This window comes from Massilia sp. UYP34 (assembly GCF_056279385.1).
Genome location: NZ_JBWBRF010000021.1, coordinates 24,885 through 36,747, shown reverse-complemented (window position 1 = coordinate 36,747; position 11,863 = coordinate 24,885). Strand labels below are relative to the sequence as shown.

9 protein-coding genes are annotated in these 11,863 nt (G+C 67.3%); all 9 read left to right on the top strand.

Annotated features, from left to right (window positions below):
• The first annotated feature begins 64 nt into the window (after positions 1–64).
• A complete protein-coding gene (locus ACZ9AQ_RS21120) occupies positions 65–1,027 on the top strand; it encodes an N-acetylmuramoyl-L-alanine amidase-like domain-containing protein (protein ID WP_476108363.1) in 963 nt (320 codons plus the stop codon).
• 487 nt (positions 1,028–1,514) lie between these two features.
• Entirely contained in the window at positions 1,515–3,497 is a 1,983-nt protein-coding gene (locus ACZ9AQ_RS21115) for a polysaccharide biosynthesis protein (RefSeq protein ID WP_429205068.1), read from the top strand.
• A gap of 122 nt (positions 3,498–3,619) precedes the next feature.
• Entirely contained in the window at positions 3,620–4,948 is a 1,329-nt protein-coding gene (locus ACZ9AQ_RS21110) for a nucleotide sugar dehydrogenase (RefSeq protein ID WP_429205069.1), read from the top strand.
• A gap of 73 nt (positions 4,949–5,021) precedes the next feature.
• The gene (locus ACZ9AQ_RS21105; RefSeq protein WP_429205070.1) at positions 5,022–6,083 is read left to right on the top strand and encodes a Gfo/Idh/MocA family protein; all 1,062 of its coding nucleotides are present in this window, start codon (positions 5,022–5,024) and stop codon (positions 6,081–6,083) included.
• A 2-nt stretch (positions 6,084–6,085) separates the two neighbouring features.
• Positions 6,086–6,799 carry an acyltransferase gene (locus tag ACZ9AQ_RS21100; RefSeq protein WP_429205071.1) on the top strand — a complete coding sequence of 238 codons (714 nt, stop codon included), beginning with the start codon at positions 6,086–6,088 and terminating at the stop codon, positions 6,797–6,799.
• 3 nt (positions 6,800–6,802) lie between these two features.
• On the top strand, positions 6,803–8,032 hold the full coding sequence (locus tag ACZ9AQ_RS21095) for a DegT/DnrJ/EryC1/StrS family aminotransferase (protein ID WP_429205073.1): 1,230 nt from the start codon (positions 6,803–6,805) through the stop codon (positions 8,030–8,032).
• Positions 8,029–9,276, top strand: coding sequence for a lipopolysaccharide biosynthesis protein (locus tag ACZ9AQ_RS21090; protein ID WP_429205075.1), 1,248 nt, complete (start codon positions 8,029–8,031; stop codon positions 9,274–9,276). Before ACZ9AQ_RS21095 ends, ACZ9AQ_RS21090 begins: the two co-directional genes overlap by 4 nt.
• A complete protein-coding gene (locus tag ACZ9AQ_RS21085; protein ID WP_429205077.1) occupies positions 9,240–10,637 on the top strand; it encodes an O-antigen ligase family protein in 1,398 nt (465 codons plus the stop codon). The genes ACZ9AQ_RS21090 and ACZ9AQ_RS21085 overlap by 37 nt, the downstream gene beginning before the upstream one ends.
• Complete coding sequence (locus ACZ9AQ_RS21080) at positions 10,543–11,736, top strand: glycosyltransferase (RefSeq protein ID WP_429205079.1); 1,194 nt, start codon at positions 10,543–10,545, stop codon at positions 11,734–11,736. Before ACZ9AQ_RS21085 ends, ACZ9AQ_RS21080 begins: the two co-directional genes overlap by 95 nt.
• The last annotated feature ends 127 nt before the right edge of the window (positions 11,737–11,863 follow it).

Here is an 11,863-nt window from a genome sequence, read left to right as displayed (position 1 = left end):
ACGAAGAAATTTCATTACCCAAGCCGGGCGCACCAGATTAGCTTGACGTTTTTCCCCCACATTGATGAACGCCATGCGCCTTGCCTGCCTGCTGCTTGCCAGCGCCGTCCTGACCGGATGCGCGACCGCGCCCGCCACCAAACCCGTCCCCGGCGCGCCCCCGCCGCCGACCCCGCTGTCGGCCCTGCTGCAAAAGCAGATCTACCAGATGACGCCGTTCGAGGCCGGCCAGTACATCGCCCACATGCAGGGCGCCGAGCCGGACCTGAAGAGGCGCATCGCCGCGATCGGCCGCCAGAACATCGGCCAGCCCTACTCGCTGCACCTGCTGGGCGAGTTCCCCTACGAGCTCCACGACAGCCTGCCTCTGTACAGCCTGGCGCAGAGCGATTGCGTGGTGTTCGCCGAGCACACCTACGCGATGGCTTTGTCCGGCTCGTGGGAAGAGTTCTTCTGGATGCTGCAGCGGATCCGCTACCGCGACGGCGTGATCGGCGTGGCCACGCGCAATCACTACACCGAGATGGACTGGAACGTGGCCAACCGCTGGCTGGTCACCGACGTCAGCGTTGATCTGGCCGGACCGGGCGGCCCGTCCTACGACATGCGGGTCGACCGCGCGCGCTTCCTGCGCACCCGCCACAACACGGTGCGCGACCTGCCGGTCGAGACCAGCCGCCAGGCCTACGTGCCGAAGGAACAGGTGGCGGCCATCGCCAGCCAGTTGCAGGAAGGGGATTTCGTGAACGTGATCTCGACCCGCGACGGCGAGTACTGGGCCTCGCACGTGGGCCTGGTGGTGCTGGGACCGAACGGCGAGCGCCGCTTCCTGCATTCGGCCGAACCGCAGGTGCGCGAAGAGACGTTCGCATCGTATATCGGGCGCACGCTCGAGCGCCAGGAACGCAATGCGCGCGCGGGCAAGCCCGGCCAGGCGCTGGCCGGCTTCAAGTTCCTGCGCCTGAACGAACGGATCACGGTGCCGCCGATGGCGCCGCAGCCGCGTCCGGGCCGCCCCCCGGCCTGACGCCCGACCTCGTCGACAGCGTTCCGGCCTGCCGGGCCGGAACGCATCTATTTGTTTCCGCCATTCCCGCCGGCATTCGCCGCTGCCGCCTTCCCCGCTGAATTAAATAAATAGCCGCCGGAAATTATTATCCAAGGCTATTTCTTAAATTCACTTCTTTATCTCAACCTCCCTGCTCGCGCTTTATATCCCTGATCGCTGTTGAGTGACCTCAAACCTGTTATTCAATCGCAGGCAGATAATGATCTTATAGACACCAACTCAATCGGCAAAACCGGCCTATTCATCGCGGAATGTTTATTGCGGCATGTTATCGTAGCGATTTTATCGCAGCATTTTATCGCAGTGTTTTATGTGATTACCTGGTCGTGCAGTAACCCATTATTGTGAATGCAGCCGCACGTCGTTCTCTTTCAGCGAGAAGCCGACTGCCATGTCAATTCAACGTCCCACGCTGTCTCATCAGCTTTGCGCAAGAGTCGTCTCGATGCATCGCACTACGAAGGCCGCCCTGGCCGTCGCGGTCGACCTGGTTGCGCTTCCGCTGTGTTTTTTAATCGCAATGATATTGCGTGGTGGCGATTTACATCTTGCAAAACAATTTGGTCCCGGCTCTTATTTACTGGTCGCCGTGCTGACGATAGCGGCTTTCTGGCTATCCGATTTATACCGCGCCGTCATCCGCTTTATCGACCATCGTCTGCTGACCCTTACCGGCCTCTCATTGGCCATTGCCGTATTATGTGCCTATCTTACTTTGGTATTCCTCAATGAGGCGCGATTCCCGCGCAGCGCGCTGGCGATATATTGGTTCATCGCCTTTTCTTATGTCGTCATATCACGCATCGGCGTGCGCAAGCTGCTGCGCAGCAAGCGCGGCCCCTGCGCCGACAATGCGCTGGCGGTCGCCATCTACGGCGCCGGCGAGGCCGGCGCCCGCCTGGCCCAGACCATGCGCGACGGTGACGAATACCGCCCGCTGTGCTTCTTCGACGACAAGCGCGCGCTCAACGAGCGCACGGTGGCCGGCCTGCGCGTGTTCCACACCTCGCGCCTGGTCGAGCTCGGCGCGGCGCTCGGCATCCGCACCATCGTCATCGCCCTGCCCTCCGCCGCGCCCGAACGCCTGCGCGAGTTGATGCAGCGCCTGGGCCAGGCCGGGGTGCCCACCAGGATTCTCACCCGGCTGGTCGACCTGGCCGACGACAAGGCCAGCGACAAGTCGGTCCTGCGCGACGCCATCCGCGAAATCAAGTTCGAAGACCTGCTCGGCCGCCCGCCAGTGCCGCCGCGGCTCGACCTGTTCGCACGCTGCGTGCGTGGAAAAGGGGTGCTGGTGACGGGCGCCGGCGGTTCCATCGGCAGCGAGCTGTGCCGCCAGATCGTCACCCTGAGCCCGGCGCGCCTGCACCTGATCGACCATTCCGAGTATGCCCTGTACACCATCCGGCAAGAGCTGGCGGCGCGTTTTCCCGACCTGCCCATCCACGCCCACCTGGGCTCGGTCTGCAATGCCGACCTGGTCGAGCGCGTGCTGGCCGCCGGCGGCATCGACACGATCTACCATGCCGCCGCCTACAAGCACGTGCCCCTGGTCGAGACCAATATCGTCGAAGGCCTGCGCAACAATGTGCTGGGGGCCCAGATCATCGCCGCCGGCGCGGCGCGCCACGGCGTCCAGACCTGCGTGCTGATCTCCAGCGACAAGGCGGTGCGGCCGACCAATATCATGGGCGCCAGCAAGCGCATCGCCGAGCTGATCTTCCAGGCCGCCGCCGCCCGCGCGGCCGGTGGCGGCGCAGCGGGCGACGGCGCCCGCCCTGGCCCGGCCCAGGGCGCGGGCAGGACGGGCACGACGTTCTGCATGGTCCGCTTCGGCAATGTGCTGGGCTCCTCGGGGTCCGTGATTCCCCTGTTCCAGCGCCAGATCACGCGCGGCGGACCGGTGACGATCACCCATCCCGAAGTGTCGCGCTACTTCATGCTCATCCCCGAGGCGGCCCAGCTGGTGATCCAGGCCGGCGCCATGGCCAAGGGCGGCGACGTGTTCGTGCTCGACATGGGCGAGCCGGTGCGCATCGTCGATCTGGCGCGCACCATGATCGCCATGCACGGCCTCACCGAGCGCACGCCCCAGCAGCCGCGCGGCGACATCGAGATCCAGTTCATCGGCCTGTTCCCGGGCGAAAAACTGCACGAAGAACTGCTCACCGACGGCACCGTCTTCCCGAGCGAGCACCCGCGCATCATGCGCATGAAGGAAAACGCGCTGCAGCCCAATGTGCTCGAGACCTGCATCACCTGTCTCATGATGGCCTGCGAAACCCACGAACGCGGCCCGATCGAGTCGATGGTCAAGGCCATCGTGTCCGAATACCTGCCCTCGACGCCGGCGCCGGCGCCACAGGCGCCGGTCGAGGAGCCCGCGCCTGCCGGCCTGATTCGCAGGTTCGTGCCGTTCCGGATCTAGGGGCTGCCAGCGCCGCCGCTCCGCGCCGCCGCCGTCAGATCGTTGCTGTCAGAGCCGCCGTCATAGCTTCTGTCATATCCGCTGTCATACCCGCTGTCATACCGTTACTGTCGAGGAAACCCATGCGAGACGAGAACCAATCAGTTCACCTGGAGCAGCTGCTGGCCCGGCTGCGCGACCGTCATGCCGTGATCGGCATCATCGGGCTCGGCTACGTCGGCCTGCCGCTGGCGCTGCGCTACGCCGCCGAGGGCTTCCGCGTCCTCGGGATCGACGTCGACGCCGACAAGGTCGCGCAGCTCAATCGCGGCGGCAGCTATATCGCGCACATCGGCGCCCCCGCGATCGAGGCGGCGCGCGCCGCCGGCTTCGCGGCCAGCACCGACTTCGCGCGCGCGAGCGAGGCCGACGCCCTGGTGATCTGCGTTCCCACCCCGCTCACCGCCTACCGCGAACCCGACCTGTCGTTCGTGATCGGGACCGTCGAATCCCTGCTGCCGCACATGCGGCCCGGCCAGCTGCTGTCGCTCGAGAGCACCACCTATCCCGGCACCACCGAGGAAGAGCTGCGCCCGCGCCTGGAGTCGCGCGGCCTGCGCGTCGGCCACGACGTATTCCTCGTATTCTCGCCCGAACGCGAAGACCCGGGCAATCCCGACTTCCATACCCGCACCATCCCCAAGGTATGCGGCGGCTCCACCAATGCCTGCCTGGAAGCCGGCCTGGCCCTGTACCGCGCCGCCATCGACACGGTGGTGCCGGTCAGCTCGACCCGCGCGGCCGAATTGACCAAGCTGCTCGAGAACATCCACCGCGCGGTCAACATCGGCCTGGTCAACGAGATGAAGATCATCGCCGACCGCATGGGCATCGACATCCACGAGGTGATCCGCGCGGCCGCCACCAAGCCGTTCGGCTTCACCCCGTATTACCCCGGCCCCGGCCTGGGCGGGCATTGCATTCCGATCGATCCCTTCTATCTCACCTGGAAGGCGCGCCAGTATGGCCTGCACACCCGCTTCATCGAACTGGCCGGCGAGATCAACAGCGACATGCCGGGCTGGGTGGTCGGCAAGGTCGCCGACGCCCTCAACGAGCGCGGCCGCGCGGTGATGGGCAGCCGCATCCTGGTGCTGGGCATCTCCTACAAGAAAGACGTCGACGACATGCGCGAGTCGCCCTCGGTGGTGCTGATGGAGCTGTTGCGCGCGCGCGGCGCCACGGTCGACTATTCCGACCCGCACGTCCCGGTCTTTCCGCGCATGCGCGAGCACCACTTCGAACTGTCGAGCGTGCCCCTGAACCCTTCTTCGCTCGCGTCCTATGACGTGGTGCTACTGGCCACCAGCCACAGCGCTTTCGACTACGACCTGGTGCGCCAATACGCCAACCTGATCGTGGACACCCGCGGCGTATACCCGAACCGGTTGCCGAACGTGGTACAGGCCTGAGCGAGTCGGCCCGCCTGTCGATCCGACCCGTCCATCCCACCCATCGAAGCCCACCGTCACGCCCGGAGCCTGCATGCGCCACTACCCTCCTCCCATCCTCGACCGCAAGATCCGCTTTGCCCTGGTCGGCTGCGGCCGCATCGCCCGCAACCACATGGCCGCCATGCGCGAGCACGCCGACCGCTGCGAGCTGGCCGGCGTATGCGACATCGACCCGCTCGTGCGCGAAGAAGCCGCCGGCATCACCGGCGCCCTCCCATATGCCAGCCTCGAGCGCATGCTGGCCGAGCTCGACGCCGACGCCTTCGTGCTCGCCACCCCGTCCGGCCTGCACCCGGCCCAGGCGATCCGCATCGCCGCGGCCGGCCGCCACGTGATCACCGAAAAGCCGATGGCCACGCGCTGGGAAGACGGCAAGCGCATGGTCGCCGCCGCCGACGAGGCCGGGGTGCGGCTGTTCGTGGTCAAGCAGAACCGCCGCAACGCCACCCTGCAACTGCTCAAGCGCGCGGTCGAGAAAAAGCGCTTCGGCCGCATCTACATGGTCAACCTTAATGTCTTCTGGACCCGCCCCGACGAGTACTACCGCAGCGCCGGCTGGCGCGGCACCTGGGAATTCGACGGCGGCGCCTTCATGAACCAGGCCAGCCACTACGTCGACCTGCTCGAATGGATCGTCGGCCCGATCGAAAGCCTGCAAGCCTATACCGCCACCCTGGCGCGCGACATCGAGGTCGAGGATACCGGCGTGATGAGCCTGCGCTGGCGCAACGGCGCGCTGGGCTCGATGAACGTCACCATGCTGACCTGGCCGCGCAATCTCGAAGGCTCGATCACCATCCTCGGCGAACATGGCACCGTGCGCATCGGCGGCGTCGCCGTCAACGAAGTCCAGCAATGGGAATTCGCGCAAGCCGATCCCGACGACGCCCTGGTGGCCGAGGCCAGCTACCAGACCACCTCGGTGTATGGCTTCGGCCATCCGCTCTACTACGACAACGTGATCCGCGTGCTGCGCGGCGAAGCCGAGCCCGAGACCGACGGTCGCGAGGGCCTGAAGTCGCTCGAGGTGCTGGTCGCCGCCTACCGCTCGGCGCGCGACGGCCGCCGCGTCGCCCTGCCGCTGGAGTACTGACCATGGCCGTCATCATCCATTCCAGCGCGATCGTCGACCGCGGCGCCCGGCTCGGCGACGATACCCATGTCTGGCACTTCGCCCACGTCTGCGCCGGCGCACGCATCGGCGCCGCCTGCTCGCTGGGCCAGAACGTCTTCGTCGGCAACGACGTCCGGATCGGCAACGGCGTCAAGATCCAGAACAACGTCTCGATCTACGATGCCGTAACCCTCGAGGACGACGTCTTCTGCGGTCCCAGCATGGTGTTTACCAACGTCTACAACCCGCGCGCAGCGGTGCCGCGCAAGCACGCGTACCGGCGCACCCTGGTGCGGCGCGGGGCCACCATCGGCGCCAATGCCACCATCGTGTGCGGCGTGACGATCGGCCAGTACGCCTTCGTTGCCGCCGGCGCCGTGGTCAATCGCGACGTCGCGCCGCATGCGCTGGTGGCGGGCGTGCCGGCGCGCCAGATCGGCTGGATCAGCCGCACCGGCGAGCGCCTGGCCCTGCCGCTGACCGGCAATGGCGAAGCCCGCTGCCCGCATACCGGCGAGCCCTATGTGCTGCAGGACGGCGCCTGCCGCCCGGCCGACAGCCCGTTCGGCGCGGACGACGGGCGGGGCCCGGCCGAGACCGAAGGCGATTGCGGCGCCGAAGCAGGCGACGGCATCGCACACGCCGCGACCGCCGCAATCGGCAGCGCCCCGAACCCAGGCACCGCACGAGGATAAACCATGGACTTCATCGACCTGAAATCCCAATACCTCGCCTCGCGCGAGCTGATCAACGGCCGCATCCAGGCCGTCCTCGACCACGGACAATACATCCTCGGCCCCGAGGTGGCCGAGCTCGAGGCGCGCCTGGCGCAGCGCACCGGCGCGCGCCACTGCATCACCGTGGCGTCGGGCACCGAGGCGCTCATCATCGCCATGATGGCGCTCGGCATCAAGGCCGGCGACGAAGTGATCACCACCCCATTCTCCTTCATCGCCACCGCCGAAGCCGTGATGCTGGTGGGCGCCACCCCGGTGTTCGTCGACGTCGATGCCGCCACCGGCAACATCGACGCGCGCCTGATCGCCGAGCGCATCACGCCGCGCACGCGCGCCATCATCCCGGTCTCGCTGTACGGCCAGCCGGCCGACATGGACGCCATCAATGCCATCGCCGAACCCTATGGCATCGCCGTCGTCGAGGACGCCGCCCAGAGCTTCGGCGCCACCTACCGCGGCCGCCAGAGCTGCCACTTGTCCACGATCGGCTGCACCAGTTTCTTCCCCAGCAAGCCGCTGGGCTGCTATGGCGACGGCGGCGCCCTGTTCACCGATGACGACGCCCTGGCCCAGGCGATGCGCGAAATCCGCGTCCACGGCCAGTCGCACCGCTACGTGCACACCCGGCTGGGCGTGGGCGGACGCATGGACACCCTGCAGTGCGCCGTGGTGCTGGCCAAGCTCGAACGCTTCGACTGGGAAATCGGGCAGCGCCAGCGCGCCGCGGCCGAGTACGACGCGCTGTTGCGCCACCATGTTCCCATCCTCGCCGTGCGCAACGACCGCAGCAGCGTCCATGCCCAGTACACGGTGCTGGTCGACGATCGCGAGCGGGTGCGCGCGGAGCTTGCCGCCGCCGGCATCCCGACCGCCGTCCACTACCCGGTGCCGATCCACCGCCAGGCCGCCTACGCCCACCTGGCGCCGGACGCCTATCCGGTGGCCGAAGGCCTGGCCCGGCGCGTCCTGAGCCTGCCGATGGGGCCGTTCCTCGACAATGCCGGCGTGCAGCGGGTGGCAGGGGCCTTGCTCGACGCCTGCCGCCAGACGCGCAGCGCCATGCCGGCCGTGGCAACGGACGCGGCGGCGCCCGCCTCGGCTGCGCCCGCCTCGACTGTGCCCGTCTCTGCTGCGGCCGCCTCCCCGGAATCGACCAGCGCAGCGAGCGCCACGCCGGCCACCGCTTCATGAGGCAACTGCCGCCATTCTGGCGCCACGTCGCCACCGTCCTCGGTGGCGCCCTCGGCGCTCAAGCCCTGCCGCTGCTGGCGGCGCCGCTGCTGACGCGCATGTGCACGCCGCAAGAGCTGGGCGCCTACAGCGTCTGGCTCGGCGTGATCACGCTGTCGGCGATCGGCGCCACCCTGCGCATGGAGGCGGCGATGATCCTCGACCACGAAGAGCGACACCAGCGCACCTGCTTCCGGGTCGTGTTCTACAGCGCCACCATCGCCGCATTGCTGCTGACCCTGATTGCCATCACGGCGCGACTGGCCGGCTTCGCGCCGACCCTGCAACTGCCATGGGCGGCCCTGCTCACCATCGGCGCCGGAGCCTGGCTCATCGCCTGCATGCAAACGACGCTCGCCTATGCCACCTCACACAATGCCTTCGGCAAGGCGGCGCGCGCCAAGGTGGTGGCGGCCGCCGTCATCGTCCTGACCCAGCTCGCGCTGCTGTACGCCGGCATGAAAGGGACCGGCCTGATCGCAGGCCACCTGTGCGGCCTGCTGGCCGGCTACCTGTATGCGCGCCGCCTGCTGCGTCCGCCGCGTGCGCCCATCGCCTGCCTGCCCGACCCCGAGCAACGCGCCTACCTGCGGCGCCACCAGGCCTTCTGGCGCTACTCGCTGCCGTCGAACCTGCTCAATGGCGCCGTCAGCCAGTTGCCGCTGTTCCTGATCGGCATGCGCCACGGCGCGCTGGCCGCCGGCCTGTACGCGCTGACCCAGCGCGTGCTGTCGGCGCCGATATCGCTGCTGGCGGCCTCGGTGCTCGAAGTCTTCAAGCGCGAATCGGTGCTCGAATTCCGCGAGCACGGCCATTGCAGCCGCAGCTACCGCCACACCTTCAAGGCGCTGCTGGTGATGGGCATCGGGCCGGCGCTGCTGCTGATAGCCTTCGCCCCGACCCTGTTCGCCACCGTGTTCGGTCCCTCCTGGCGCGAGGCCGGCGAGCTGGCCCAGTTGATGGCGCCGCTGTTCCTGCTGAACTTCGTCGCCAGTCCGCTGAGCTATGTGTTCTTCGTGGCGGGCCGCCAGAAGGCCGACCTGCTGTGGCAGGTAACGCTGTTCGCCACCACCCTCGGCGCCTTTCTGCTGCCGGGCAGCATGCACGAGAACGTGCTGTGGTACGTGATCGGCTATTCCTGCCTCTATCTGGTCTACCTGCACATGTCATGGAACTGCTCGCGCAACGGGCTGGCCACCGCATGAATCCCTTGCCCACGCCGCATCAAGCTGCCCCCACGGCCCTGGATGCCGACAGCGCGCCCGATGCCTGGCAGCGGGCGCTGCAGGGCGGGCCTACCCGGCCCGGCGGCGCGGCGCGCGCCCAGCGCGAGCAGTGGCTGATGATCGCCTGCTTCTTCATGTTGTTCCCGGGCTTCTTCTTCTACCACACCCTGGTCGGCACCGGCGCCACCGGCGCCTTCCTGGGCGGTTACTTCGGCCCGGTGGCGCTGGCCTTTGCCGGCCCGATGTGCCTGGTCTACCTTGGCCGCATGCGGCGCGATGCCCAGCGCCTGACCCTGGTCGACATCCATTACGGCGTCTTCTTCGCGTATTTCGTCGGCGTGGTGGTCGTCAACGCGGCGGCCGGCGCCAACCGCGCCATCGTGACCTACCACATGCTCGCCATCCTGTTCATGGTGCTGGTCTACTTCCAGTTCAGCTTCATCGACTTCGACAGCCGGAGGTTCCGCGTCGTCGGCCTGCTCAGCCTGGCCGGGATGTCGACCATCGTGTTCTCGTATTCGGTCGACGGCGTGTTCTACCTCGGCGCGCTCGGCATCGCCAAGGATACCGATTCTCTCGCCACCTACCAGGGTTTCTCGCGCTCCTATCTGTTTACCTACCTCGCGGTGGCCACGTTCACGCGCAACCTGCCGCTGCGCCTGGCCTTGCATGCCGTGGGCGCGGCCACCCTGTTCGTCAACACCGCGCGCAGCGAATTCGTGGCCCTGCTGTTCGCGATTCCCCTGATCGAATTCTATTATTCGCGCCACAAGCTGTACTTCGTGCTGGCCAGCGTGTGCATCGCCGCCGCCATCGGTCTCTACCTCGACCAGATCCTGGCTTCCCTGCCCTCGAACCGCATCCTCGAACTGTTCGATCTCTCGCACTCGACCTCGGCCAACAAGCGCCAGCAGCTGACCGTGCATGCGGTGCAATCGATCGCCGCGCATCCGATCCTGGGCGACTATGGCAGCTACGCGCCCGGCCATTACTCGCACAACGTGCTGTCGGCCTGGGTCGACCTCGGCCTGTTCGGCATGCTCTACCTGGCGGCGCTTGCCATCGTCCCGATCACGCCGATGTTCTTCCATGAGTACTTCGCCGCGCGCCGGCGCCCGCTGTTCCTGCTGGCCTTCGCTTTCGCCTGCGTGACCATCCTGTTGCTGCTGTCGTCCCATTACTTCACCGACATGCTGCTCAGCGCCACCCTCGGCGCCTGCAGCCGCTATGCCTACGAGAGGAAACATGCCGCGCATCGTCCACATGACCTCGGCGCATCCGCGCTACGACACCCGGATCTTCGTCAAGCAATGCCGCACGCTGGCCAGCCACGGTCATGAAGTGATCCTGGTGGTGGCCGACGGCCTCGGCGACGAGCTGCGCGACGGCGTTCGGATCGTCGACGCCGGGAAACGCGCGCACGCCCCGCAAGGGCGCCGTCCAGGCGCCCTTGCGGGGCGCCGTCCAAGCGCCCTCGTGGAGCGCTTGGACCGCATGCTGTGGACCACGCGCCGGGTCGCCGCGCGCGCACTGGCGTTCGATGCCGATGCCTACCAGTTGCACGACCCGGAACTGCTCCCGGCCGGCCTGCGCCTGCGGCGCGCCGGCATGCGCGTCGTGTTCGACGCCCACGAAGACGTGCCGACCCAGCTGCTCGACAAGCCCTATCTGGCGCCGGGCGTCGCCCGCGTGATCGCGGGCCTGTACGCGCGCTATGAGCGCTACGCCTGCACCCGCCTCGACGGCCTGCTGGCCGCCACGCCCCACATCCGCGAGCGGCTGGCGCGCTGCAATCCACGGACGGTCGACGTTGCCAATTTTCCGCTGCCCGAGGAATTTCCTCCCGAGCGCAGCTGGGACGCGCGCACCGAGATCTGCTACGTCGGCAGCATCTCGGCGATCCGCGGCATCCGCGAGATGGTGCAGGCCTGCGCCCTGCTGCGCACCCCGGTACGGCTGGCCCTGGCCGGCAGCTTCGCCGACCCGGCGCTCGCGCGCGACATGGCGCTGCTGCCGGGCTGGACCCGGATCCGCGCGCTCGGCCACCTCGACCGCGCCGGCGTGGCCCGGGTCATGGAGAGCGCGTTCGCCGGCCTGGTCACCCTGCTGCCGACCGCGAGCTACCGCGATGCGCTGCCGGTCAAGATGTTCGAATACATGGCGGCCGGAATTCCCGTGATCGCGTCGGATTTTCCCCGCTGGCGCGCGATCGTAGAGGCCAGCGATTGCGGCCTGTGCGTCGACCCGCGGGATCCGGCCGCGATTGCCGCCGCCATCGACCGCCTGGCGCAGGATCCGCAGCTGGCCCGGCGCATGGGCGCGAATGGCCGGCGTGCTGTCGAGCAGACGTACAACTGGAAAAACGAGGCGCAGAAGCTGGTGCGGTTTTATGCCGACCTGACCCGGAATCCATTGGCGCACCGCCTGGCGCTGACCTAGCTGGCAGAAATCAACATAGAGAAATAAATGAAATCGCAGAAATAAATTCATGCCGCCCAGCGCCCATTATTTAAGCGGCTTCAAGGAATCGCGCGGCAATCAACCTTATCGTGTAATGCAGACAGAC

Excerpts from the sequence above, each read along its gene's own strand:
- ACZ9AQ_RS21100 (WP_429205071.1), top strand. The coding sequence starts at position 6,086 with ATGGCCGTCATCATCCATTCCAGCGCGATCGTCGACCGCGGCGCCCGG.
- ACZ9AQ_RS21090 (WP_429205075.1), top strand. The coding sequence starts at position 8,029 with ATGAGGCAACTGCCGCCATTCTGGCGCCACGTCGCCACCGTCCTCGGT.
- ACZ9AQ_RS21095 (WP_429205073.1), top strand. The coding sequence starts at position 6,803 with ATGGACTTCATCGACCTGAAATCCCAATACCTCGCCTCGCGCGAGCTG.
- ACZ9AQ_RS21110 (WP_429205069.1), top strand. The coding sequence starts at position 3,620 with ATGCGAGACGAGAACCAATCAGTTCACCTGGAGCAGCTGCTGGCCCGG.
- ACZ9AQ_RS21120 (WP_476108363.1), top strand. The coding sequence starts at position 65 with ATGAACGCCATGCGCCTTGCCTGCCTGCTGCTTGCCAGCGCCGTCCTG.
- ACZ9AQ_RS21105 (WP_429205070.1), top strand. The coding sequence starts at position 5,022 with ATGCGCCACTACCCTCCTCCCATCCTCGACCGCAAGATCCGCTTTGCC.
- ACZ9AQ_RS21085 (WP_429205077.1), top strand. The coding sequence starts at position 9,240 with ATGGAACTGCTCGCGCAACGGGCTGGCCACCGCATGAATCCCTTGCCC.
- ACZ9AQ_RS21080 (WP_429205079.1), top strand. The coding sequence starts at position 10,543 with ATGCCGCGCATCGTCCACATGACCTCGGCGCATCCGCGCTACGACACC.
- ACZ9AQ_RS21115 (WP_429205068.1), top strand. The coding sequence starts at position 1,515 with ATGCATCGCACTACGAAGGCCGCCCTGGCCGTCGCGGTCGACCTGGTT.